Origin of the sequence: Thauera sp. 28 (assembly GCF_000310145.2) — a bacterium.
Lineage (GTDB): Bacteria > Pseudomonadota > Gammaproteobacteria > Burkholderiales > Rhodocyclaceae > Thauera > Thauera mechernichensis.
Map to the genome: position 1 here is coordinate 1 of NZ_AMXA01000027.1, position 24,524 is coordinate 24,524.

At 67.6% G+C, this 24,524-nt stretch carries 19 protein-coding genes; 8 read left to right on the forward strand and 11 right to left on the reverse strand.

The window, feature by feature from the left end; genetic code table 11:
• Positions 1-1,578: ATP-binding cassette domain-containing protein (locus C662_RS15510; RefSeq protein ID WP_037984829.1), on the reverse strand; the 1,578-nt coding region annotated here is incomplete at its 3' end.
• A gap of 86 nt (positions 1,579-1,664) precedes the next feature.
• Here C662_RS15510 and C662_RS15515 point away from each other — a divergent pair.
• On the forward strand, positions 1,665-2,387 hold the full coding sequence (locus tag C662_RS15515) for a hypothetical protein (RefSeq protein WP_002931173.1): 723 nt from the start codon (positions 1,665-1,667) through the stop codon (positions 2,385-2,387).
• Between the two features lie 8 nt (positions 2,388-2,395).
• On the opposite strand, the gene C662_RS15520 is transcribed toward C662_RS15515, so the two are convergent.
• The 8 genes from C662_RS15520 to C662_RS15555 form a co-directional block, all read right to left on the reverse strand.
• Positions 2,396-3,001 (reverse strand): 2-hydroxychromene-2-carboxylate isomerase, encoded by a 606-nt coding sequence (locus C662_RS15520; RefSeq protein ID WP_002931175.1) that lies wholly within the window; start codon positions 2,999-3,001, stop codon positions 2,396-2,398.
• Between the two features lie 39 nt (positions 3,002-3,040).
• Positions 3,041-3,925 carry a DMT family transporter gene (locus C662_RS15525; protein ID WP_002931178.1) on the reverse strand — a complete coding sequence of 295 codons (885 nt, stop codon included), beginning with the start codon at positions 3,923-3,925 and terminating at the stop codon, positions 3,041-3,043.
• A gap of 89 nt (positions 3,926-4,014) precedes the next feature.
• A complete protein-coding gene (locus C662_RS15530; protein WP_002931180.1) occupies positions 4,015-4,887 on the reverse strand; it encodes a DUF6279 family lipoprotein in 873 nt (290 codons plus the stop codon).
• A 127-nt stretch (positions 4,888-5,014) separates the two neighbouring features.
• Positions 5,015-5,773, reverse strand: coding sequence for a YhcB family protein (locus tag C662_RS15535; RefSeq protein WP_002931183.1), 759 nt, complete (start codon positions 5,771-5,773; stop codon positions 5,015-5,017).
• 25 nt (positions 5,774-5,798) lie between these two features.
• Positions 5,799-6,797 carry an FAD:protein FMN transferase gene (locus C662_RS15540; protein ID WP_002931184.1) on the reverse strand — a complete coding sequence of 333 codons (999 nt, stop codon included), beginning with the start codon at positions 6,795-6,797 and terminating at the stop codon, positions 5,799-5,801.
• A gap of 80 nt (positions 6,798-6,877) precedes the next feature.
• A complete protein-coding gene (gene gshB, locus C662_RS15545) occupies positions 6,878-7,837 on the reverse strand; it encodes a glutathione synthase (RefSeq protein ID WP_002931186.1) in 960 nt (319 codons plus the stop codon).
• 193 nt (positions 7,838-8,030) lie between these two features.
• Positions 8,031-9,329, reverse strand: a complete 1,299-nt coding sequence (gene gshA / locus C662_RS15550; protein WP_002931187.1) for a glutamate--cysteine ligase — start codon at positions 9,327-9,329, stop codon at positions 8,031-8,033.
• A 133-nt stretch (positions 9,330-9,462) separates the two neighbouring features.
• A complete protein-coding gene (locus C662_RS15555; protein ID WP_002931188.1) occupies positions 9,463-9,927 on the reverse strand; it encodes an Lrp/AsnC ligand binding domain-containing protein in 465 nt (154 codons plus the stop codon).
• Between the two features lie 176 nt (positions 9,928-10,103).
• Between C662_RS15555 and putA the strand changes: the two genes are divergently transcribed.
• From putA to C662_RS15590, 7 genes are all read left to right on the forward strand, one after another.
• On the forward strand, positions 10,104-13,829 hold the full coding sequence (gene putA, locus C662_RS15560) for a trifunctional transcriptional regulator/proline dehydrogenase/L-glutamate gamma-semialdehyde dehydrogenase (RefSeq protein WP_002931190.1): 3,726 nt from the start codon (positions 10,104-10,106) through the stop codon (positions 13,827-13,829).
• Positions 13,830-14,034: 205 nt separating this feature from the next.
• A complete protein-coding gene (locus tag C662_RS15565; protein WP_002931191.1) occupies positions 14,035-15,129 on the forward strand; it encodes a branched-chain amino acid ABC transporter substrate-binding protein in 1,095 nt (364 codons plus the stop codon).
• Positions 15,130-15,261: 132 nt separating this feature from the next.
• Positions 15,262-16,176, forward strand: coding sequence for an ABC transporter permease subunit (locus C662_RS15570; RefSeq protein WP_002931192.1), 915 nt, complete (start codon positions 15,262-15,264; stop codon positions 16,174-16,176).
• A complete protein-coding gene (gene livM, locus C662_RS15575; protein WP_002931196.1) occupies positions 16,176-17,516 on the forward strand; it encodes a high-affinity branched-chain amino acid ABC transporter permease LivM in 1,341 nt (446 codons plus the stop codon). Before C662_RS15570 ends, livM begins: the two co-directional genes overlap by 1 nt.
• Positions 17,513-18,346: an ABC transporter ATP-binding protein gene (locus tag C662_RS15580; protein ID WP_002931197.1), complete on the forward strand. Its 834-nt coding sequence runs from the start codon at positions 17,513-17,515 to the stop codon at positions 18,344-18,346. The genes livM and C662_RS15580 overlap by 4 nt, the downstream gene beginning before the upstream one ends.
• Positions 18,346-19,059, forward strand: coding sequence for an ABC transporter ATP-binding protein (locus C662_RS15585; protein WP_002931198.1), 714 nt, complete (start codon positions 18,346-18,348; stop codon positions 19,057-19,059). The genes C662_RS15580 and C662_RS15585 overlap by 1 nt, the downstream gene beginning before the upstream one ends.
• 94 nt (positions 19,060-19,153) lie before the next feature.
• Complete coding sequence (locus C662_RS15590) at positions 19,154-20,056, forward strand: DMT family transporter (protein ID WP_002931199.1); 903 nt, start codon at positions 19,154-19,156, stop codon at positions 20,054-20,056.
• 31 nt (positions 20,057-20,087) lie between these two features.
• Here C662_RS15590 and C662_RS15595 read toward each other — a convergent pair whose 3' ends face one another.
• Both C662_RS15595 and C662_RS15600 read right to left on the reverse strand, forming a co-directional pair.
• Positions 20,088-22,742, reverse strand: a complete 2,655-nt coding sequence (locus tag C662_RS15595) for an EAL domain-containing protein (RefSeq protein WP_002931200.1) — start codon at positions 22,740-22,742, stop codon at positions 20,088-20,090.
• 10 nt (positions 22,743-22,752) lie between these two features.
• Positions 22,753-24,378, reverse strand: coding sequence for a methyl-accepting chemotaxis protein (locus tag C662_RS15600; protein ID WP_157354573.1), 1,626 nt, complete (start codon positions 24,376-24,378; stop codon positions 22,753-22,755).
• Positions 24,379-24,524: the final 146 nt, after the last annotated feature.

Below are 24,524 nucleotides of genomic sequence, written 5' to 3' on the forward strand. Positions count from 1 at the left end.
GAGCCAGTCGCGGTAGTCGTCGAGGTCGCCGTCGAAGGGCTGGATGCATCCGCCATCGACCAGCAGGAAGCGATCGCAGGTGGCGCGCAGCAGCGCACGGTCGTGCGAGACCAGCACCATCGCCCCCTCATAGTCCTGCAGCGCCATGGTCAGCGCGTGGCGCATCTCGAGGTCGAGATGGTTGGTGGGCTCGTCGAGCAGCAGCAGATTGGGCCGCTGCCAGATCAGCAGCGCGAGCGCGAGTCTTGATTTCTCGCCGCCCGAAAACGGGCCGCAAGGCGTGGTCGCCGGGGTGGAGGTGCCGCCCACACCATCGCCGCGGAAGTCGAAACCGCCGAGGTAGTCGCGCAACTCCTGCTCGCGCGTCTGCGGATCGAGGCGGACCATGTGCTGCAGCGCCGACTCGTCCGGGCGCAGCGTTTCCAGTTGATGCTGGGCGAAGTAGCCGGTAGCGAGACCTTTGCCCTCCAGGCGGCGGCCACCGGCCAGTTGCAGTTCATGTGCCAGCAGCTTGATCAGGGTCGACTTGCCCGCACCGTTGCGCCCCAGCAGACCGACGCGCTCGCCCGGGCGCAGGGTCAGCGTGATGCGCTCAAGCACGGTCTTGTCGCCGTAGCCCACCGCACCGTCCTCGATCTGCAGCAGCGGATCGGGCGCCGGCGGCGCGTCACGGAAGGCAAAGCTGAAGGGCGTGTCCACATGCGCCGCGGCGATGCGCTCCATGCGCTCCAGCGCCTTGATCCGGCTCTGCGCCTGGCGCGCCTTGGTGGCCTTGGCGCGGAAACGGCGGATGTAGTCCTCCATATGCGCGATGTCGCGCTGCTGCTTCTCGAACATCGCCTGCTGCTGAATCAGGCGCTCGCCGCGCTGGCGCTCGAAGTCGGAGTAGCCGCCGGTGTAGAGCGCGAGCTTCTGCTGTTCGATGTGGGCGATATGGGTGACGCAGGCGTCGAGGAACTCGCGATCGTGAGAAATGAGCAGCAAGGTACCGCGGTAATCGCGCAACCACGCCTCCAGCCAGATCACGGCATCGAGGTCGAGGTGGTTGGTGGGCTCGTCGAGCAGCAGCAGGTCGGAGCGGCACATCAGCGCCTGCGCCAGGTTAAGACGCATGCGCCAGCCGCCGGAGAAGTCCGCGACCGGACGCTCGATATCGGACTGCAGGAAACCCAGGCCATCGAGCAGCGCCGCCGCGCGCGCGCGCGCCGAATAGCCCCCGATCTCGTGCAAGCGCGCATGCAGCTCACCGATATGCGATCCGTCGTGGGCCGCCTCGGCCGCGGCCAACTCGGCCTCGATCCGCCGCAATTCGGCGTCGCCATCGAGCACGTAGTCGATTGCCGGCTGTGCAAGACCGGGCGTTTCCTGCGCGACGTGGGCGATCACCCAGCCCGGCGGCATGTCGAGGTCGCCCTGGTCGGGGTGGAGCTGGTCGCGCAACATGGCGAACAGGCTGGATTTACCGCTGCCATTGGCGCCGGTGAGGCCGACCTTCCAGCCGGGGTGGATCTGCAGCGTAGCGGCCTCGATGAGGACCTTGGCGCCGCGAGCGAGGCGCAGATTGCGAAGACTGATCACGAACGGATACACGGCTTCGGGGCCGCGGGCAGTTGCAAAGGCGCTATTCTACGCGCCAGCCGAATCCTCTCAGGAACACCGTGCGCATGACTCACCTCACCCTGCCCGCTCGCTGCACGCTCAAGCCCGAGCTCCGCTCCACCCTCCGCCGAGCCCTGTTCGCCGCTCTGCTCGGCACCACCACCCTGTCCGCCCTCGCCCAGACGCCGGCCGACGATGCCCGGCGCACCGCCGACCGCGCCCGCATCGGCGCCCTGGAGGCAGAAGGCAAGGCCCTGCGCGCAGAGGCCGAAGCCCGCTTCGCCACCGCCGAGGCGGCCTGCTACGAGCGTTTTCTGGTCAATCGCTGCATCGACCAGGCGCGCAAGGAGCGCCTCGAGACCATCCAGCGCGCCCGCGCCGTAGAAGCCGAGGCACGCCGCCTGACCCTGGCCGAACGCCAGCGCACGGCAGAAGCGCTGCTTGCCGAAGGCGCGCGGCCGACTGCCGTTGGCAGCATGCAATCGCCCGAAGCGCCGACAGCGCTGCCGCAACTGCCGGCGCTCCAGCCCACCCCACCCAGCCCGGATGCCCGCATCGCCCCATCGCCGGAGAGCGAACGCATTCGCGCCGAGCGCGAGACGCGTAGCGAGGAGGCTGCGGCCGACGCGGTCCGCCGACGCGCTGCCGCCGATGCCGAACGCGATGCAGCGCGCCAGCGCACTGCCGAGGAGGCCTCCCGCCGCGCGCAGCAAGCCGAACGCGACCGCGACCGCTACGAGGAACGCCAGCGGCGTTACGAGGAAGAACAGGCGCAGAAGAAGAAGTAGCAAGTACCTCAGGCCGCTCCGGCGCACGCCCATGCCAGCGCGTCCTCGAGGCGGTCGTTGCCCCAGAACAGCTCCTCGCCGACGCGAAAGCTCGGCGCACCAAACAAGCCCAGTTCGGCCGCGCGCTCGGTCTGGCAACGCAGCGCCAGCTTGTTGGCATCGGCCTGGGCTCGCGCCATGACTTCATCGGCTGGCAGGCCGAGCGCGCGCAGGATGTCCTCGATCACGGCCGCTTCGCCGATCTCGCGGTCCTCGGCGAAATTGGCCGTCATCACTGCGCGTGCGAAAGGCGCGACCCAGCCGGCCTCGACCCCGACCAGCGCGACCCGCGCCGCCAGCAGGCCATTGCGCGGGAAACGGCTGGGGCGATGGAAGGGCAAGCCCTCCTTCATCGCCAGCCGTTCGAGGTCGCGCCACATGTAGCGCCCCTTGGGGGGGTAGATATTGAAGGGCGAGTCGTTCCAGCCCAGGGCGAGAAACACCGGCCCGAGCAGGAAGGGCTTCCATGCCACCTCCACGCCAGCGGCCTCGGCCACACGCTCGATGCGCATCACAGACAAGTAGGAATAGGTGCTGGCAAACTCGAACCAGAACTCGACGGCGGGGCGGGGCATGGCGCTGACTCCGTTGATTGGCTCCGCCACTATAGAACATCAACGTGGCCGGTTCGCCACCCAGATGCCCGCCCCCACGAGGAAAAGCGCACCGAACACGGCAGGTGTCATCGCCTCGCCCAGCAGCAGCCCGCCCGCGAGCACGCCCATCACCGGCGTCAGGAAGGAAAAGGACGACAGCCGCGTTGCCGGATACTGGCGCACCAGCCAGAACCAGCCCAGGTAGGACATCCCGGCAACGATGAAGGTCTGGAAGAACAGGCTCGCCCACACCAGCGGCGTCGGCGCGAACACGCCGGGCTCGCCGAGCGCGACCGAAAGCAGCGGCAGCACCAGCGCCGACACCGCAAGCTGGTACAGCAGGGTCTTTTCAGCCGACACCCGCGCCAATGCGCTGGCCTTGACGGTCAACGTGGTCGCGGCCCAGAACACCGCCGCCAGCATGATCATCAGGTCACCGATCCAGGCGCGGTCGGTGGGCATGAACAGATGCTCGCCGAACAGCACCAGAATACCGCCGAACGCCAGCGCCATGCCCACCCACTGCGCCCGGCGCATGTGTTCCTGCGGCAGCAGCCAGACCGCGCCGAGGGCGACGAAGAAGGGTGCTGTGTAGAGGAAGATGACCCCGCGCGAGGCCGTTGTGTACTCCAGCCCGAGGAAAATCAACGCAAACTCGGCGGCGAACAGCAGTCCGGCGAGCACACCCGGCACCAGCGTGCCGTCCCGCTCCCCCAGTCGCACTCCGCGCAGGTGGGCCCACAACAGCACGATCACCGTCGCCCCGATCGAGCGCAGTCCGGCCTGCCATACCGGTGAGATGCCCGTGCTGGCGAGCTTGATCGCCACCTGCTGCACACCCCAGATCGTGCAGAACAACACCATCATGCCAATGGCGAGACGGTCGAGTTCGGTCTTTTGCATGCGTAGTCGCCAGAATCAGAACCCGCGATTATCGACCGGGCGATCCCTAAAGGCGAGCGCGGCACCGAAGCTGCATCGCCGCGCTCGGCTCAACCCGCGGCGGCCTGCGGCGCTGCGCATGCCAGGCGCTCGAACTGCGCCGCAAGCCCTTCGAGCTCACGCTGCAGCCGCTGGCGCTGAGCCGGCGTGGCCGTATTGAACACCTCGGCAAGCAAGACGAGGCTGCGATCCCGGTTGTGCGCCTGTCGCGCGCGATAACCTGGCGTGGGCTCGTCCTGCACGGGCGCCATGAAGGCGGCGACCCGTGGTGCGAACGCTGCCCCATCTGCCCGTACGCGGAGCGCGTCGAGCACGTCCGCCTGCCAGCGCGCACGCTCGTCCAGCCAGGCCTCGGTCGTCGGCTCGAGGGCATCGCTCCAGACGCCGATCAGCACGCGCTGCTCGGTGGTCAGGCGCCCGAACCAGCGCTGCAAGCGCTTCTCCATGCGTGCGATGCGAGCCTCGCGCTGGGCGGCGTCGTCACCGCCGAGGAACTCCTTGCGCGCCTCGCGCTGACGACGTTCGAAGGCCTGCTGCAACTCATCGACCTGCTCGTCGGACAGCGCTGGCAGCAGCACGCGGGCATCGTCCTCGAGCGCGGCAAGGATCTCCCGCCACCACCCCTCGCCACGCTCGAGATAGGGCAACAGGTCGCTGCTGCCAATACGGTCTGCAGCCAGCGTGTTTTGCGCCTCGCGCAGCGTGGCGGCGTACTCGGCGAGATGGGTGCGGCAATGCCAGTCGAGACGCGCCGACAGTTGGCGGTCGAGCAGGTTGCGCTGGCCGGCATCAAGCATCACATAGTCGCGCAGGTACCAGGGCACCAGCCAGTCGAGCTGGGAATACGCCATGCGAACGCTGCAGCCGCCCAGCACGAAGGCGGCGAACAGTCCGGCAAGCAGGATGCGCGCAAGAGACAGCATGTGCGCTCAGACGCAAGGGCGCCGCCAAAGTTCACGGCCGACAACCCGCGCTGGATGCCACGCGCCCACTCAGGGGGCAAGGCCAGCCCGCGCCCTTGCCCCCTGAGTGGGCGTCCTCGATCCTCGGCTACTTCACGTCCTCGCGCCGCAGCTCGGCATGATGACCGACGACCTCCTCGGCGAGCGGATCGTCGACGAGTGCAGGCGCTTCGGCCTGCGCGTCCGGCTTTGCTTCCGCCGTCGTGTCCGTCTCCGCCGACTCGGCAGGCACATCGGCCGCCACCATCGGCACGCCGTCGTCAGCGCGCTCGCCCGCGGGCGACGCCGCCGCAGCGGGCTGCACGCTCGGGTCCGGAGTTGCAAGCTCGTCAGCACCGTCGGTGACCGGCACCGGCTCGGCAGCGGCATCTTCGGCAACGGCTGTAGCCGGGGCGGAGCCCTCGTCAGGCGCTGCGGATGCCGCCTCGCCTGTCTGCACACTGGCCGCTGCCACACCTGCAGCACCGGCCGCGGCGGCCAGACCGGTAGCAGCCAGCAGCTTGTCGCTGCCACCGTCACGGTCATTGCCCACCAGCAATGCGTCCACGCGCTGCTGGAACAGCTCGCGCGCCGAACCCGAGGACAGCTTCTCGTAGCCCGAGGACAGGTGCTCGAACAATTCCTTGTAGGAGCCCGCCATCGACACGAACAGGGTCGCCGTCTTGTCGAAATGGGTGGCGACCTCCTGGCGGTAGGCCTCGATCTCGCCCTTCTGGCGCGCGACCTCGGACTCGAGCTCCTCGATACGCGCCTTGCCGGCGCCGAACTGGCGGCCGACAAAGAAGCCGACGACGCCCGTGATCACCACGGCAAAGATGGCGACCAGCCATGCGGTTTGTGCAGTCATTTTTCTTCCCTCCCCTCTTCTTGGTTCAATCGATGAGCTTTGGCGCCACCGAACCGACGAACTGCAAGCGGGCGCGCAATGCCCGCGTTACCTCGACGCTGCCGTCCTCGGCGATGCGCAGCACGTGTTCGATACCAAAACGGCGCGTATGTTCTCGCCATTGGTCGCCAGCGAGATAGGCAGGCTTGCTCGGCCCGTCGGAGAGCGTGCCGGCATTGGGCTGCGCCGTGATCAGGATGGTGAGCGACTGCGTGCCACGCGCAGGCTGGCCAGTGCGCGGGTCGAGCAGATGAGCATAACGCTCGCCGTCGAGTTCGAAGAAGCGCTGGTAGTCGCCCGAGGTGCCCACCGCCTCGCCGTCGTAGAGCGGCAAGGTCGCGATCGGCGCCGGTTCGCGCGGATGCTGGATGCCGACGCGCCACGGCTGGTCCCCCTTGCGCCCGAGTGCCATCACGTTGCCGCCGATGTTGATGAGCGCATTGGCCACGCCCTTTTCGCGCAGGATGGCCGCCGCGCGGTCGAGCGCATAGCCCTTGGCATAGCCGCCGAGGTCGATCTGCACCGCCGGATTGCGGCTCTCGACGCGATTGCCTTCGATCACCAGGTCGGCCATGCGCGGCCGCGCCGCAAGCAGGGCCTGCAGCTTGTCCGGATCGGGACGCGTGGGCACGAAGGTGTCGGTATGGAAGCCCCACAGCGCGACCAGCGCGCCAAGCGCGGGATCGAACAACTCGTCACCCACGGCAGCGATGTGCTGCGCGTCCTTGAGCAGCGCGGCCAGTTCGGCCGACACCTCCGCCGCCTCGCCGCGCGCAATGGCTGCGTTGAGCGCCGTGAGCTCCGACGGCTCCCAGGCGTGGTAGGCACGATGCAGGCGGTCGAACTCGCGCAGCACCGCCGCCGCCGCCGCGTCGGCCTCGGCCTGGTCCTTGCCATACACCGCGACATCGACCCGCGTGCCGAACACGAAAGCCTCGTGGCGGAACACCTCCGACCGCGAACAAGCGGCCAGCGACAGCAGCACCAGCAGCGCGCATGCAAGAGGGAAATAGGAGACAGACCCCAATTTCCTCAAAATTGGGGTCTGTCCCCTATTTCCCGAGCTCAGGAAGCGCACGCCTGCTCCAGCTTGTCGATGACCAGTCCGGCAACGTCGAAGCCCTGCTGGGCGGCAATCTCGACCATGCAGGTCGGGCTGGTGACGTTGATCTCGGTGAGGTGGCCGCCGATGACATCCAGGCCGACGATGAGCAGGCCGCGCTGCCACAGGATCGGCGCCAGGTACTCGGCGATCTCACGCTCGCGCGCGGTGAGCGCCATCGCCACTCCGCGCCCGCCCGCTGCAAGATTGCCGCGCGTCTCCCCTGCCTGCGGAATGCGCGCCAGTGCAAAGGGCACGACCTCGCCGCCGATGATCAGCACGCGCTTGTCACCATCGGCGATCTGCGCCAGGTAGCGCTGCGCCATGATGGTGCGCGCACCGTTCCCGGTCAGCGTCTCAATGATGACGTTGCGGTTGGGGTCGTCCTTGCGCACGCGGAATATCTGGCTTCCCCCCATGCCATCGAGCGGTTTCAGGATGACATCGCCGAGCTCGTCGATGAAGGCGTTGATGTCCGCTGCGTCGCGCGCGACCAGCGAAGTCGCCATGAACTGGGTGAACTCGGTGATCGCCAGCTTCTCGGAATGGTCACGGATCGCGCGCGGGTTGTTGAAGACGCGCACACCAGCCTGCATCGCATCCTCGAGCAACCAGGTGGCGGTGACGTACTCGAAGTCGAAGGGCGGGTCCTGGCGCATCATCACCGCATCGAAGGCGGCCAGCGGCAGTGCCCTGGCCGGCCCGGCGCGGTACCAGGCGGCATCGTCCTCGAAGACTTCGAGCGGCACGCAGCCGGTGCCGAGCACCACGCCGTCGCGCCAGGCCAGTCCGGCGCGCTGCACGGACCACACCTCGTGCCCACGGCTGGCCGCTGCGCGCATCATCGCAACGCTGGAATCCTTGTAGGCCTTGAGACCCTCGAGCGGGTCGAGGATGAAGAGGAGCTTGAGCTTGCGGGTCATGACTTGATCACAGGTTCCATTCACTGCCCGTCGACGGGCTGCAGATGCGGCAAGCGCCGCGATCGATTGCGCGACGCGCCGCTCGCCCCCCTGCAGGAGCGGCACAAGCCGCGAGGTTCTGAAGGCGACGCGGCCAGCCGGAGCCAGGCCGAAAGGCTCACGGCTGGCGCCGCTCCTACAGGGCCGGGGAGCATCACACGGCCAGCACTTCCTCCTCCACCGGCGCGGTCTCCTCGATCTCCACCGAGGCAGCCAGCAGCGCCAGGCGGGCGACCACGCCGTAGGCATAAAAACGATTCGGCGGAGCGTCAGGCCCCTGGGCAGCGTCGGGCAGGGTGCAGCAGGTCTCGAACGCCAACGGCTTGAAGTGCATCCCAGGGGCGTTGAGGTTCTCGTCGCGGCCGCGCTCCGTATGCACCCTGTAGAAGCCGCCCACCACGTAGTGGTCCATCATGTAGACCACCGGTTCGGCGACCCCGTCCTCCACCGTCTCGAAGGTGTGCACGCCCTCCTGGATGATCACCTCGTGCACCTGCAGTCCCTCCTTGACCACCGCCATCTTGTTGCGCTGGCGGCGGTTGAGGCCAACGACTTCGGACGCATCCTTCACCGTCATCACGCCCATGCCGTAGGTGCCGGCATCGGCCTTGACGACCACGAAGGGCTGGTCGGTCACGCCATATTCCTTGTACTTGGCGCGGATGCGGGTGAGCAGCGAATCGACCTGGGCCGCCAGGCACTCCTCGCCGGTACGCTCCTGGAAGTTGATCTGCCCGCACACGCCGAACTCGGGGTTGATGCGCCAGGGGTCGATGCCGATCTCTTCCGCGAAGGCGCGCGCCACACGGTCATAGGCGGCTGCATGCCTGGACTTGCGGCGCGAGTGCCAGCCTGCGTGCAGCGGCGGGATCAGCCACTGCTCGTCGAGCCCCTTGAGCACGTCGGGGACACCGGCAGACAGGTCATTGTTGAGCAGCACCGCGCACGGTTCGAAGTTGTCCAGGCCAACGCGGCCGCCACGGCGACGCAGCGGCTCCAGCGTCAGGGTGGCGCCATTGGTCAGCTCGAGCACGGTCGGCTCTGCAATCTCGGGCAGCAGACTGCCAATGCGCACATCGAGCCCGGTCAGGCGCAGGATGGACACCAGCTTGGCGACGTTCTGCAGGTAGAACTGGTTGCGGGTGTGGTTCTCGGGGATCAGCAGCAGCTTGCCTGCATCCGGGCAGATACGCTCGATCGCGGCCTGCGCCGCCTGCACGCACAAGGGCATGAAGGCATCGTTGAGGTTGTTGAAGCCACCCGGAAACAGGTTGAGGTCGACCGGCGCGAGCTTGAAGCCGGAGTTGCGCAGATCGGTGGAGCCGTAGAAGGGGGGCATGTGATCCTGCCACTGGGTACGGAACCACTTCTCGATGTCGCAGGCATTGTCGAGGAACTGGCGCTCGAGCTCGAGCAGAGGGCCGGTGAGTGCGGTGGTGAGGTGCGGGACCATGGTGTCTCTCGGGAGGGCCGGCTGCCGGGTGGCAGGGGCGAAAGCTTTGGCCGGAATGTTACACCAAGCCCCCCGCACACCGCCTGCGCGCAGCCCAGCCCGGCGCGCGAAAATCCTGCCGCATCGGCCTCGCTCAGGACGAAGGGCGTACCGGCAGGTTGCGCTCGTCCTTCACCACCTCCATCACCACGTAGGTATGCGTCTGCTTGACGCACGGCAGCCCCGAGATCTGGTCGCCCATCACCCGGCGGTATTCGTTGATGTCACGGGTGCGCACCTTGAGCAGGTAGTCGAAATCGCCCGCGATCATGTGGCAGGACTCGATCTCCGGAATGCGCCGGACCGCGTCGTTGAAGCGGCGCAGATCCAGCTCGGCGGTGCTGGTCAACAGGACCTGGACAACGACTATATGGCCAGCACCCACCGCATCGGGGTCGAGGTCGGCGTGGTAGCCGCGGATCACCCCCGCCTTCTCCAGCCTGCGCACGCGCTCGGCACAAGGCGTCTTCGTCAGCCCCACGCGGCGTGACAGCTCGACGATCGACAGGCGCGCATCGGCCTGCAGTTCGACGAGGATCTTCTGATCGATACGATCCATTGCAGTGCAGCAGACTATTCGCCTGCATCGGCTGGTTGAAACGGGAATTATGACTTTATAAATGCAAATTTTGGAGCCATTAACTTTTGTTTTTGGCAAAAAATTCGCTCCAGCTCTACGGGCTCCCGAACGCCCCTCCCCACCCCATACGGACGCCTTCCCAGGAGTATCCGGCCGTGATCTCGCTGCCCTCGTCGCCCCCCCAGCTGGCTCCCGAATCGTGCGCTGCCGCGGCCCTGCCCGCGCCCCGGCGCAGTGCGCTGCGCGAACGGATCGATGCCGCCTGGCGCCAGCCGGAACCGATCTGCGTGCCTGCCCTGATCGCCGCCGCACGTCTCCCCGACGCGCTGCGCGAGCCGGTGCATACGCTCGCCCACGACCTCGTCACCGGCCTGCGCGCCACGCGTACGCGCTCGTCCGGCGTCGACGCCCTGATGAAGGAGTTCTCGCTCTCCAGCCAGGAAGGCGTGGCACTGATGTGCCTGGCCGAAGCCCTGCTGCGCGTGCCCGACAAGGCCACCGCCGACCGCCTGATCCGCGACAAGCTCGCCGACGGCGACTGGCGCGCGCACATTGGCAACAGCCCCTCGCTGTTCGTCAATGCCGCGACCTGGGGCCTGCTGATCACAGGCCGGCTGGTATCGACCAGCAGCGAGCAAGGTCTGTCCGCAGCGCTCACCCGCCTGGTGGCGCGCGGCGGCGAGCCACTGATCCGCAAGGGCATGGACCTGGCGATGCGCATGCTGGGCGAACAGTTCGTCACCGGCCGCGACATCGACGAGGCCTTGAAGCGCGGCCGCGAACACGAGAAACAGGGCTACCGCTACTCCTTCGACATGCTGGGCGAGGCCGCCATGACGGCCGCCGACGCCGAGCGCTACTTCAAGGACTACGAGCGCGCCATCCATGCCATCGGCCAGGCCTCCAAGGGCCGTGGCGTGGTCGACGGCAACGGTATCTCGGTCAAGCTCTCCGCCCTGCATCCGCGCTACACCTGGTCGCAACGCGAACGCGTGCTGGGCGAGCTGCTGCCCCGGCTGAAGGCGCTGTGCCTGCTCGCCAAAGGCTACGACATCGGCCTCAACATCGACGCCGAGGAGGCCGACCGCCTGGACATCTCGCTCGACCTGCTCGAAGCGCTTGCTACCGACGACGCACTCGCCGGCTGGAGCGGGCTGGGCTTCGTCGTGCAGGCCTACCAGAAGCGCGCGCCCTTCGTGCTCGACTTCGTGATCGACCTCGCACGGCGCAGCGGCCAGCGCATGATGGTGCGCCTGGTCAAGGGCGCTTACTGGGACGCCGAGATCAAGCGCGCGCAGATCGACGGCCTGGCCGGCTACCCGGTCTATACGCGCAAGGTCTACACCGACGTCGCCTACCTCGCCTGCGCGCAGAAGCTGCTCGCCGCACGCGACGCGATCTACCCTCAGTTCGCCACCCACAATGCCCACTCGCTGGCGGCCATCTTCCACCTCGCCGCCGCCGACGGCCGTGCCTGGCAACCTGGCGACTACGAGTTCCAGTGCCTGCACGGCATGGGCGAACCGCTCTACGACCAGCTCGTCGGCCAGCCCGGCCGTCACCGCATGGTGCGCATCTACGCCCCGGTGGGCAGCCACGAGACTCTGCTCGCCTACCTCGTGCGTCGCCTGCTCGAGAACGGTGCCAACACCAGCTTCGTCAATCGCATCGTCGATGAGCGCGTGGCAGTCGAGGAGCTGATCGCCGACCCGGTCGAGCAGGCCGCAGCGCTCGCCGGTGCGCCGCATCCGCGCATCCCGCTGCCTTGTGATCTGTTCGGTGCGCTGCGCACCAACTCCGCGGGCATCGACCTCGCCAGCGAGCCGGTGCGCGCGCGCATCGCCGCCGCCATCGAGGCCTCGCGCAGCATGCCCTTCGCAGCCAGCCCGATCGTTGCCGGCAGCGTTGCCGTGCCTGCCGAGGTGCAGCCGGTCACCAACCCGGCCAATCGCGGCGAAACAGTCGGCGGTGTCGCCGAGGCCACCGCCGCGGACATCGAGCGCGCCCTGGCCGCCGCCAGTGCCGCCGCGCCCGACTGGGCGGGCCAACCGGCGGCCATGCGCTGCACACGACTTCAGACTGCCGCTGAACTGTTCGAGCGCGATGCCGACACCCTGATCGCACTGGCAGTGCGCGAGGCTGGCAAGTCCTGGGCCAACGCCGTGGCCGAACTGCGCGAGGCGGTCGATTTCCTGCGCTACTACGCCCAGCAGGCACGCGGCTTCGACGCTGCCAGCCACATCCCGCTCGGGCCGGTGCTGTGCATCAGCCCGTGGAATTTCCCGCTTGCCATCTTCACCGGCCAGGTGTCGGCCGCGCTCGCCGCCGGCAACCCGGTGCTCGCCAAGCCCGCCGAACAGACACCGCTGATCGCCGCTTACGCGGTGCGCCTGCTGCACGAGGCCGGCGTACCGGCCGCGGCGCTGCAGCTGCTGCCCGGGCGCGGCGAGACCGTCGGCGCCGCGCTGGTGGCGGACGCACGCGTGTGCGGCGTGATGTTCACCGGCTCCACCGAGGTGGCAGCGCTCATCAACCGCAAGCTCGCCGAACGCGGCGGCAACGTGCCGCTGATCGCCGAGACCGGCGGCCAGAACGCCCTGATCGTGGACTCCACCGCCCTGCCCGAGCAGGTGGTCGCCGACGTGCTCGCCTCCGCCTTCGACTCCGCCGGCCAGCGCTGCTCGGCACTGCGCGTGCTGTGCCTGCAGGACGACATCGCCGACGGCGTGCTGCACATGCTGCGCGGGGCACTCGACGAACTGCGCCTGGGCGACCCGGCCGACGTCCGGGTCGACATCGGCCCGGTGATCGATGCCGAGGCGCGCACAGGGTTGGAAGCCCATGTCGCGACGATGCAGGGCCGCGGCGCACGCGTCACCCGCCTGCCGCTGCCCGCGGACTGCGCACGCGGCAACTTCGTCGCGCCGACGATCATCGAGATCGGCGCACTGTCCGAACTCGGCCGCGAGCAGTTCGGCCCCATCCTGCACGTACTGCGTTACCGTGCAGCCGCGCTGGATGGGCTGATCGACGCCATCAACGCCAGCGGCTACGGCCTGACCATGGGCGTGCACACCCGCATCGACGAGACCGTCGAGCGCATCGCCTCAAGCGCCCACGTCGGCAACCTCTATGTGAACCGCAACATCATCGGCGCCGTCGTGGGCGTACAACCCTTTGGTGGCGAAGGCCTGTCGGGCACCGGACCGAAGGCGGGCGGGCCGCTCTACCTGCACCGCCTGCTGGCGCGCACGCCGGGTCCGGCGCTGCTCGACGGCGCACTCGCGGTCAGCGAAGGCAAGGAGACGCGCGCTGCCGACACCGCGCTCGACGGCTTCCTCGCCTGGCTGGACGGCGCTGGTCGTGGCCTCGTGGAGGGTGACGAATTCACCGTACTGCGCGACCGCGCAGACGCCTGCCGCGCCCGCCGCATCAGCGGCCTGCGTCTGGCGCTGCCCGGCCCCACCGGCGAGGACGACAGCCTGCGCTTTACCGCGCGCGGCCTGATCGCCGGCGTCGCGCACACCGCTGCCGCCGTACTGCACCAGGTCATGGCCGCACTCGCCAGCGGCAACCGGCTGCTGCTCGCTGACACCCCGGCCGCCCGCAGCACCGTGGCTGCGCTACCGTCGGACCTTGGCCCCGCCGTGGCGGTGAACGCCAACTGGATCGAACAACCGATCGGCGCCCTGCTGTTCGATGGTGACGACCGCGGCGCCAATGAGCTGCAGCAGCGCCTGGCGGCACTTGAGGGCCCGATCCTGCAACTGCTGCGCCCCACGCCCGATTATGACCTCGGCCGCCTGGTGCATGAGCGCACACTGTCGATCAATACCGCCGCAGCTGGCGGCAACGCCAGCCTGATGGCCATGGGTGCCTAGCACCAGGCTCCAGAACACGGTACGGATGAGCCCCGATCCAGACCGGCATCACGCAGCTAGGGGCATCACGGATGGCAAGACTGAAAAATTCGCTTACCTTTGCCGGGCGCACACGCCACCGTACGGTGGCAACCCGCATCAACGGCCTGCAACGCTGGGCCAAGCAGCAATCGCAAACGACACACAGCCACGAAGGAGACGTTTCATGAAAAAAACCCTGCTCGCCACCGCCGTCCTCGCCCTCGGCGGCTTCTCCAACGCGGCCCTGGCCGACCTGTCGGTCGCCATCGCCGGCCCGATGACCGGCCAGTACGCCTCGGCCGGCGACCAGATCCGCAAGGGCGCGGAGATGGCCATCGCCGACATCAACGCCCGCGGCGGCGTGCTCGGCGAGAAGCTGAAGCTGGAAGTCGGCGACGACGCCTGCGATCCCAAGCAAGCGGTGTCGGTGGCCAACACCATGGTCAACCGCAAGATCGTCTTCATGCACGGCCACTGGTGCTCGAGCTCGACCATCCCGGCCTCCGAGGTCTACAACGAGGCCGACATCCCGATGGCTACGGTGTCGACCAACCCGCAAGTGACCGAGCGCGGCCTGGACAACATCTTCCGCATCATGGGCCGTGACGACCAGCAGGGCATGGTGGCGGGCAGCTACATTGCCGACAAGTTCGCCGGCAAGAAGGTCGCCGTGGTCGACGACAAGAGCGCCTACGGCAAGGGCCTGGCCGACGAGATGGCCAAGGCGATGGAAGGCAAGGGCCTCAAGCCCACGCTGCGCGAGGCGATCACTGCCGGCGAGAAGGACTACTCGGGCCTGGTCACCAAGCTCAAGCAGGCCGGCGTCGAGGTGATGGCCTACGGCGGCTACCACACCGAGGTTGCGCTCATCCTGCGCCAGGCCCAGGCCGCCGGCCTCGACCTGACCGTGATGGGTGGCGACACCATGACCAACTCCGAGCTCGTCACCGCTGCCGGCCCGGCTGCGGACAAGGTGCTGTTCACCTTCTCGCCCGACCCGCGCAAGAACGCCGACGCTGCCCCGGTGGTGGAGAAGTTCCGTGCCGCCAAGGTCGAGCCCGAAGGCTATGTGCTCTACGCCTACGCTGCCTTCCAGCTCTTCGAGCAGGCCGCAACGGCAGCCAAGAGCACCAAGTACGCCGACCTCGAGAAGGCGATGCGTGGCGGCAGCTTCAACACCGTGATCGGCGAGCTGTCCTTCGACGCCAAGGGCGACCAGAAGGCGCCGGGCTTCGTGGTCTATCGCTGGCAGGGCGGCCAGTACGACTACGCGCAGTAATCGCGCCCTGCAGCGCAACACCCGGCCGGCGCGCGCCTGACACTGCGCGCCGGCCGCGCAAACAAGAATCCCCCGCGCACGGCGACGGTCCACCACCGTCGGCCGTCGTGCGCCGCCACCGCAGGAGACATCGTGGCCTACGCACTCCAGCAACTGATCAACGGGCTCACGCTCGGCGCCATGTACGGCCTGATCGCCATCGGCTACACGATGGTGTACGGCATCATCGGCATGATCAACTTCGCCCATGGCGACATCTTCATGGTGAGCGCGTTCATCGCGGTCACCGCCTTCACCATCCTTGCCGCCGCCGACGTGACCTCGATCCCGCTCGCACTGACCTTCGTGCTGATCGTGTCGATCTTCTTCACCTCGGCCTACGGCTGGGCGGTGGAACGCACCGCCTACCGCCCGCTGCGCGGCTCGACCCGGCTGGCGCCGCTGATCTCGGCGATCGGCATGTCGATCTTCCTGCAGAACAGCGTGCAGCTCACCCAGGGCGCACGCGTCAAACCCATCCCGCCGGTGCTCGAGGGCGGCGTGGTGCTGTGGGACGCCCCTGGCTTCACCGTACAGATCGGCTGGACCCAGATGCTGATCATCGTCACCACCGTGGTACTGATGATCGCCTTCACCTGGATGATCACGCAGACCCCTTTCGGCCGCCAGCAACGCGCCTGCGAGCAAGACCGCACCATGGCCTCGCTGCTCGGCGTCAATGTGGACCGCACCATCTCGCTCACCTTCATGCTCGGCGCAGCGCTGGCTGCGGTCGCCGGGGTGATGGTCACGGTGTATTACGGCGTGGTGGATTTCTTCATCGGCTTCCTCGCCGGCATCAAGGCCTTTACCGCTGCGGTGCTGGGCGGCATCGGCTCGCTGCCGGGCGCGATGCTGGGCGGCTTGCTGATCGGTCTCATCGAGTCCTTCTGGGCGGCCTACCTGTGGGCGGAATACAAGGACGTCGCCACCTTCAGCATCCTGTGCCTGGTGCTGATGCTGCGCCCCTCCGGCCTGCTCGGCCGGCCTGAAGTGGAGAAAGTGTGATGAGCGCCATCGTCTTCGCCCGTCACGCGATGACCCCCACCGAGCGTCTGCGCGACGCCGGCTGGGTGGCCTTCGTCGGCCTCATCCTCGGCGTGCCGCTGATCGGCCTCACCACCGTCGACGTGGGCGGCCGGCTGGGGGTCGAGACCCGCTTCGGCCTGCTCCTCGCCGCCGTCGCCGCCGTGTTCGCCGGCCGCCTGCTGCTGCGCTGGTCGATCGACAACATGCGCAACCGCAAGCTCGCCCGCGACCGGGTCAGCACCGCCACCGCTGCCGACCGCGCCCACGGCGCACAGCGCGTGGTCAACGTGCTGGGCTGGATCGCGCTCGGCGCCTCGATCGCACTGCCGATCGTGTATTCCGACAACCGCTACGTGGTCGACATCGCCACCACGGTGCTGATCTACGTGATGCTGGGCTGGGGGCTGAACGTGGTGGTGGGCCTGGCCGGCCTGCTCGACCTCGGCTATGTCGCCTTCTACGCCGTCGGCGCCTACTCCTACGCGCTGCTGTCCACCCAGTACGGCTGGGGTTTCTGGGAGGCACTGCCGGTGTCGGGTGCCCTGGCAGCGAGCTTCGGCATCCTGCTCGGCTACCCCATCCTGCGCCTGCGCGGCGACTACCTTGCCATCGTCACCCTCGGCTTCGGCGAGATCATCCGCGTCATCCTGGTGAACTGGACCGAGTTCTCCGGCGGCCCCAACGGCATCAGCTCGATCCCGCGGCCGAGCTTCTTCGGCCTCGAGTTCACCCGCAGCGCACCCGAGGGCGGGCACAGCTTCGCCAGCTTCTTCGGGCTGGAGTTCTCGGCCATGCACCGGCTGATCTTCCTCTACTACCTGATCCTGGTGCTCGCCCTGCTCACCCACGCCTTCGTGTCGCGGCTGCGCAAGCTGCCCGTGGGGCGGGCCTGGGAGGCCCTGCGCGAAGACGAGATCGCGTGCAAGGCGATGGGCATGAACACCACCAACATCAAGCTCTCGGCCTTCGCCATCGGCGCCATGCTGGGCGGCTTCGCCGGGGTGTTCTTTGCCGCGCGCCAGGGCTTCATCTCGCCCGAGAGCTTCACCTTCACCGAATCGGCGATCATCCTCGCCATCGTCGTGCTCGGCGGCATGGGCTCGCAGATGGGCGTGGTGCTGGCCGCCACGCTGCTGGTGCTGATCCCCGAGTTCGGGCGCAATTTTGCCGAGTACCGCATGCTGCTGTTCGGCGCCGCAATGGTATTGATCATGGTCTGGAAGCCGGGCGGCCTGCTCTCGCACCGCGAACCGACGGTACGCCTGAAGCCCCTGCAGCGTTCGAAGCCGGCCGCCGCCGGCACGGAGGTGGCGCAATGAACACGCCCGCCACCCTGCTCTCGGTGCGCAACCTGACCATGCGCTTCGGCGGCCTGACCGCGATCGACGACCTTTCGCTGGAGGTGCCGGCGGGCAAGATCACCGGCATCATCGGCCCCAACGGCGCCGGCAAGACCACGCTGTTCAACTGCCTCACCGGTTTCTACAAGCCCACGACCGGCACCCTGCGCCTGGCACATCCAACGCGCGGCGAAATGCTGCTGGAGAAGCTGCCCAGCCACCGCGTCGCGCGCGACGCCCAGGTGGTGCGAACCTTCCAGAACATCCGCCTGTTCCCGAAGATGACGGTGCTGGAGAACCTCATCGTCGCCCAGCACAACGTGCTGCAACGCGCCTCGATGTTCTCGATCGCCGGCCTGTTCAAGCTGCCGGGCTACCGTGCGGCCGAGCGCAAGGCGGTGGAGCGCGCAGCGATGTGGCTCGAGCGTCTCAAGCTCACCCACCTCGCCGACGACGCCGCGGGGGACCTGCCCTACGGCATTCAGCGCCGCATCGAGATCGCGCGCGCGCTGTGCGTCGACCCGGTGCTGCTGTGCCTGGACGAGCCCGCGGCCGGCCTCAACCCGCGCGAGTCGGCGGAACTGAACGAGCTGCTGCTCTACCTGTGCGGCGAGCTGGGTATCGCCATTCTGCTCATCGAGCACGACATGAGCGTGGTGATGAACGTGTCCGACCACATCGGCGTGATCAGCTACGGGCGCAAGATCGCCGAAGGCACGCCCGAATCGGTGCGCAACAACCCGGAGGTGATCAAGGCCTACCTGGGCGAAGACGAGGAAGAAGAAGCGATGGGAGGGGCCGCAGCATGATGCTAACGATGGAGGGTGTACACGCCCATTACGGCCACATCCACGCACTGCGCGGCATCGACGTCGAGGTGCAGGTCGGCGAGATCGTCACCCTGATCGGCGCCAACGGCGCCGGCAAATCGACGCTGATGATGAGCCTGTTCGGCAACCCCAAGGCCAGCGCCGGGCGCATCGTGTTCGACGGCGAGGACATCACCCGCGTCCATACCCACGAGATCGCCCGCCGCGGCATCGCCCTCGTCCCCGAGGGCCGGCGCATCTTCCCGCGCATGACGGTGATCGAGAACCTGCAGATGGGCACGGCCCACGCCGACCCCGCCAACTACGACGCCGACATCGCGCGCGTGTTCGCAATGTTCCCCATCCTCGACGAGCGCAAGTCGCAGCGCGCCGGCACGCTGTCGGGCGGCGAGCAGCAGATGCTCGCCATCGGCCGCGCACTGATGAGCCGGCCCAAGCTGCTGCTGCTCGACGAGCCCTCGCTCGGGCTGGCGCCGATCTACATCCGCAAGGTGTTCCAGATCATCCGCGAGCTCAACCGCGACCACGGCATGACCATCCTGCTCGTCGAACAGAATGCCAACCAGGCCCTGCGTGTAGCCGATCGTGGCTACGTGCTGCAGCACGGCGAGATCACGCTCGCCGGTACGGGGGCGGAACTGCTGGCGAGTCCGGAGGTGCGCGCGGCGTATCTGGAGGGCGGGCACGCCTGATCGGCGATCATCGACACCGGCCCAAAGCTCGACCAGCACAAGGCCGGGCACTCTGTCCCTCAAGCGCAACACCCCCAACGACGCCCCAAGCTCGATGTCCCAAACCACCCAACCCGCCCGCTGGCTCCCCTTCGTCGTCCTCGGCATTGGCCTCACCGCGATCTCCTTCGGCGCCATCTTCGCCCGCCTGGCGCAGGCCGAAGGGGTGAGCTCGCTCACCGTGGCGACCTGGCGGCTCGGGCTCGCCGCATTGATCATCACGCCGGTCGCGCTGATGCAGTCGCGCCGCGAACTGGCGCGGCTCACCCGCCGGCAGATCGGCATGGCGCTGGCGGCGGGCTTTTTCCTCGCCCTGCATTTCGCCACCTGGATCAGCTCGCTGGAATACACCTCGGTCGCATCCAGCACCGCCCTCGTCACCACCAACCCGCTGTGGATCGGCCTGGCCTCCTTCCTGATCTTCCGCGAGACGCCCACGCGCATGATGATCGGCGGCATCGCGCTGTCCTTTGCCGGCAGCCTGTTCATCTTCTGGAGCGACAGCCAGAACGCGGGCGCCGGCAGCGACCCCATGTTCGGCAACCTGCTGGCGCTGGTCGGCAGCTGGTGCTTCTCCGCCTACCTGCTGATCGGCCGCCGGCTGCGCGCCGGGCTCGGGCTGCCGGCCTACATCTGGCTCGCCTACGGCGCCGCAGCGCTGTTCCTGTTCGCGGCCAGCGGCGCAGGCGGGGTCGAGCTGTTCGCGCTCTCGGGTACCGCCTGGCTGGTGCTGCTGGCGATGGCGCTCGGCCCGCAACTGCTCGGCCACACCGCCTACAACTGGTCGCTGCGCTACGTGTCCGCCACTTTCGTTGCCGTGGTCACGCTCGGCGAACCGGTCGGCAGCGCGCTGATGGCCTTCATCATCTTCGGCGAGGGCTTCGCGCCACTGCAATTCGTCGGCTTCAGCCTGCTGCTGGTGGGGATCTATCTGGCGGCCAAGGGCGAAAAGGGCTGAGTCTCGCGCCGCACGGGCGCAGGCAGCAGGGCTAGAGGATCAGGTCCGCTGCCTTGGCCGGGATGCCGAAGTGGTACCCCTGCGCGACCTCCGCCCCGGCAGTGCGCAACCACGCTGCCTGAGCCTCGGTCTCGACGCCCTCGGCAACCAGCTCGAGGCCAAGCTCCTTGGCAAGTGCAATCACCGCCTTGAGAACCGACGCGGCCTTGAGGTTCTCGCCCAACCTGGAGACGAAGGAGCGATCGACCTTGATCGCATCGAAGGGCAGCATCGCGATATAGCTGAAGCTGGAATAGCCGGTGCCGAAATCGTCCAGCGTCAGCTTGAACCCTGCAGCCTTGACCTGCTGCAGCAGCCCGCGCGCGGCGTCGATGTCGCCGACGAAAACGCTCTCGGTGATCTCGATCTCGATCAGCCGCCTGTCGACGCCGGCCCGATCACACGCATGGGCAAGGCGCTCCACCAGGCCCGGATACCTGAGCTGAACGGGCGACACGTTGATGGCGACCGGCGGCACCGTGCAGCCCCCACGCTGCCAGTGCGCAACCTGGTCGAGCACCATGTCGATGATCCAATCGCCCAGCGCCACGATCTGGTGCGACTCTTCGGCGATCTCGATGAACAGCGCTGGTGGCACCAACGTCCCCGCCGAGGGCGACCAGCGCACCAGCGCCTCGAAGCCGATCAAGGCGCCCGACTCCAGTGCGATCTTGGGCTGGTAGACCATGAACAGGCCCTGCTTCACTGCCAGCGCGCTGCGCAGGCTGCTCTCGATCTCGGCCTTGCGGCGCGTGATGCGATTGAGTTCGGCGGTGAAGAACTGGTAACGGTTGCGTCCGCTGTCCTTGGCCTGGTACATGGCCATGTCGGCATTCTTGACCAGTTCGGACTCGTCACGGGCATCGTCCGGAAAGATCGAGATCCCCATCGACAGCGTCGGTGAAAAGTCCCGCCCCTCGTGCTCGAAGCTCAGGCTCACCGTATCCAGGATGCGGCGTGCAACGCACGACAGGCTGTCGACATCGACCACGTCATCGACGATGACGAGAAACTCATCGCCACCCTGCCGGCACAGCGTGTCGCCATCCCTGATCGACGCGTGGATGCGTTGCGCGACCTCCTTGAGCATGCGGTCGCCCGCTTCATGGCCGAAGGAGTCGTTGATGACCTTGAAGCGATCGACGTCCAGGTAGAGCACTGCTACCCGCGATCCGTTGCGCTCAGCGCGTGCCACCGCCTGGCGCAGGCGGTCGGCAAACAAGCTGCGGTTGGCGAGGCCGGTGAGGCTGTCGTGGTAGGCGAGGAACTCGATCTGGCTCTGCTGGGCACGCTCCACCGAAACGTCCAAGGCCAGGCCTACGTAATGGGAGGTCTCGCCATGACCATTCGCGAGCCGCTTGATCATCAGGCTCTTCGGGTAGCGCTCCCCGCTCTTGCGCCGGTCCCAGATCTCGCCCTGCCAGAAGCCGGTGCGGTCGATGCTCTGCCACATCGCCTCGTAGAAGTCGGGACCATGCATCCCCGAAGACAGGATCCGCGGCGACTGCCCCATCACCTCGTGGGCAAGATAGCCGCTCATCTGCTCGAATGCTTCGTTCACGAACACGATCGCTCGCTGTGCGTCGGTGATCATGATCGACACCGGGGCGAGCTGCATCACGCGCTTGGCAAGATGCAACTCCTGGTTCGCGCACCAGTGCTCATGCGCCGCAAGCACACGCGCCACCTGCTCACCCACACCCGCCGCAAACGCCTCCTCATCAACCGTCCACACCCGCGGCAAGTGAAGTTGCTCATGGCATACCACGCCCAGCAGGCGGTCACCCTGGCGGATCGGCGTATCGAGCAGGGATACGATGTCGTGAGCGGCAAGATGCGCCCGCGACAGCTCCCGCGTCGCCGGGTGCACGGCAGCATCGTTCACGCTCAACACGCGACTGCCTCTCAAGGCCGCGAAGTAAGCCGGGAAATCGACGTCGGCGAGCACAGGGCAAGCACACTCGCAAGCTTTCTCGCCGTCCGTGCCGCCGTGCGCTACGCAACGCAGCTGGCCCGCCGCATCCAGCAGCCAGATCGAAGCCTTCGCGTCGAGCACCCGCGCCGACTGGCCGGCAATCTCTTCCAGCGCCTGCTGCAGGCGGCCACTGCCCGGGAGGACGCTGCGTGCCAGTTGCAGCAGGACGCGATCGAAATCCTGGCGCCTGGCACGCCGCGCATCGTCGAACGAACGATGCCTGCCGACCAGGTTGAAGATGCGCGCGAGAAGCTCTTCCCGGACCAGCGGCGCGGCGACGTAGTCATCCACCCCGCAGCGGAACAAGGCGGCGCGATCGGCCAGATCATCCCCGCCGACGACGGCAAGGATGGCTGGTGCATTGCCGCCGCCGGCCGCGTGGAAACCTTCGATCAGCGCGCGTCCGCCCTCGAGTCCTGATCCATCCAGGCACAGCAGCACCAGATCGCAGCGCTCGAGGCTGAATGCGCCGTGGCGCGCGGACACCGCACCCTGTCTGGCACGCCCCACCGCCGTCGCCGGCAGCAGGCCAGCCAAGGCTTCATCGTCATGATCAACGACGTACAGCTCACCGCAGAATTCATCCAGCATATCCACGAGCTGCGCCCGCACGCCCCCCTGCGGCGCCACCAGCAGCAGCTTCATCACCGACCCACCGAGCCCCGTCTGCATGCGCTCGTACTCAGGGCAGGCTGAAACGGCGCACCGACCGCATCAGCTCAACGGCCATGTCCTGCATCTCTCGGGCCGCGTCGGCATTGCCACTCATGGTGAGGCTCACCTCCTCGGCCATGCCCGCGATACGCTCGACATTGGCCGCGATCTCGTTGGCGGCCGTCCCCTGCTCCCGCGTCGCAAGCGCCACGTCGCGCGCCTTGGCGAGGGAGTCCTCGGCCTGCCCGCGGATGGTCTGCAGGATGCCGGCAACTTCCCGTACCTTGACGAGGCTCGCCTGCACCTGCGGCACCGTCTCGTGCATCGTGACGACCACGGTCTCGGTTTCCTGCTGCACCGCTTCGACCGTCCGGCTGATGCGGGTGGTCGCCTCGGCGGTCCGCTCCGCAAGCTTTCGCACCTCATCGGCCACCACTGCAAAGCCCCGCCCCTGCTCACCTGCGCGGGCGGCCTCGATCGCCGCGTTGAGCGCGAGCAGGTTGGTCTGCTCGGCAATCTCCTTGATCACGACGGCGACACTGCCGATCTCGCCGGAGCGTACCTTGAGGCCCTCGACCTTCTGGGCCGACGAGGCAATCAGGCGCTCGACCTTTTCCACCTCGGCCGACGCATGCATCACCGCCGCAGTCCCTTCACCCGCACGCTCGGCCGTTCCAACCGCGTGCCGCTCGGTCGTCGCCGCAATCCCGGACACGGCGCCAATGCTCGCCGTCACCTGCTGCAGTGCGGCCGCAGTCGTGCTCGTGGCCTGCGCCTGATCCCCGCTCGCCGCTGCGACCTGGCCAGCCGCGCTGGCAATCTGTTGTGCACGGCCATCGAGCGCATGGGCCATGCGCGTCATGTCCCTGAGCATGCCCACGAGCTTGTCGCGCATCTCATCGACGGCATGCAGCATGCTGCCGGCCCGCATGCCGGGCCGAGCAACCGCCGCGCTCAGGTCGCCACGCGCGATCTGCTGCACGACCGACACCGCCGCCGCGGGCTCACCGCCCAGCTGGCCAAAGATGCTGCGGCTGATGAGACCGAAAATCGCAACGATGGCAAGCACGATGGGCAATCCAATCAGCCCGATCTTCACCGCCTGGTCCTGGAACGCCTGTGCGACGTCGTCCTGGTACACCCCTGCGCCGATGACCCATTGCCACGGCGCAAACAGACGCGCATAGGACACCTTGCCAACCGGGGCGGTAGCGCCCGGCTTGTTCCACACGTAGTCGACGAAGCCGCCTTGCGCACTGCCCGAGGCCACATCCACCATCTCCACCACGAAGGCGCGGCCTCCCGGGTCACGCAGTTCGCGCCCTGATGTCCCCTCGATGTCGGGCCTGGCCGGGTTGAGCTTGAACTCGTACCGGGTATCGACCACGAAAACGTAGTTGTCGCCGTCGAAACGCAAGGCACGCAGCGAGGCCAGCGCCTGGCGCTTGGCATCATCCTCGCCGAGGGCGCCTGCCGCCTGGAGCGAGTGGAAATAGCTCAGGGTTGCCATCGCACTGTCAGTCACCGCACGTACGCGTTCGCGGCGGTCCTCTTCCATGCTGGCGCGGAGGTCGAAGAGGGCGACCAGGCCGATGGAAACAAAACCCGCCATCACGGCCAGCAAGGCCAGAACGAGGCGTGTTCTCAGGGTCATCGTGGCAAAGCTCATGGGCTGGGTCCCTTGCGGCGGCTGCAGCGTGCATTCGAAATGGCACGACGCGCGTAGCAACCGATGTTACGGAATTGCGCATTCCGTTCCATTCACAGCAACGATGACCCCGCTACCAAGAAATGCGTACA

Coding starts and splice junctions, on each gene's coding strand:
- C662_RS15535 (WP_002931183.1), bottom strand. CDS start 5,773: ATGACTGCACAAACCGCATGGCTGGTCGCCATCTTTGCCGTGGTGATC.
- C662_RS15595 (WP_002931200.1), bottom strand. CDS start 22,742: ATGCAGACGGGGCTCGGTGGGTCGGTGATGAAGCTGCTGCTGGTGGCG.
- C662_RS15520 (WP_002931175.1), bottom strand. CDS start 3,001: ATGCCCCGCCCCGCCGTCGAGTTCTGGTTCGAGTTTGCCAGCACCTAT.
- gshB (WP_002931186.1), bottom strand. CDS start 7,837: ATGACCCGCAAGCTCAAGCTCCTCTTCATCCTCGACCCGCTCGAGGGT.
- C662_RS15580 (WP_002931197.1), top strand. CDS start 17,513: ATGAACACGCCCGCCACCCTGCTCTCGGTGCGCAACCTGACCATGCGC.
- C662_RS15585 (WP_002931198.1), top strand. CDS start 18,346: ATGCTAACGATGGAGGGTGTACACGCCCATTACGGCCACATCCACGCA.
- C662_RS15565 (WP_002931191.1), top strand. CDS start 14,035: ATGAAAAAAACCCTGCTCGCCACCGCCGTCCTCGCCCTCGGCGGCTTC.
- C662_RS15600 (WP_157354573.1), bottom strand. CDS start 24,378: ATGACCCTGAGAACACGCCTCGTTCTGGCCTTGCTGGCCGTGATGGCG.
- C662_RS15515 (WP_002931173.1), top strand. CDS start 1,665: ATGACTCACCTCACCCTGCCCGCTCGCTGCACGCTCAAGCCCGAGCTC.
- C662_RS15590 (WP_002931199.1), top strand. CDS start 19,154: ATGTCCCAAACCACCCAACCCGCCCGCTGGCTCCCCTTCGTCGTCCTC.
- C662_RS15525 (WP_002931178.1), bottom strand. CDS start 3,925: ATGCAAAAGACCGAACTCGACCGTCTCGCCATTGGCATGATGGTGTTG.
- gshA (WP_002931187.1), bottom strand. CDS start 9,329: ATGGTCCCGCACCTCACCACCGCACTCACCGGCCCTCTGCTCGAGCTC.
- C662_RS15555 (WP_002931188.1), bottom strand. CDS start 9,927: ATGGATCGTATCGATCAGAAGATCCTCGTCGAACTGCAGGCCGATGCG.
- livM (WP_002931196.1), top strand. CDS start 16,176: ATGAGCGCCATCGTCTTCGCCCGTCACGCGATGACCCCCACCGAGCGT.
- C662_RS15530 (WP_002931180.1), bottom strand. CDS start 4,887: ATGCTGTCTCTTGCGCGCATCCTGCTTGCCGGACTGTTCGCCGCCTTC.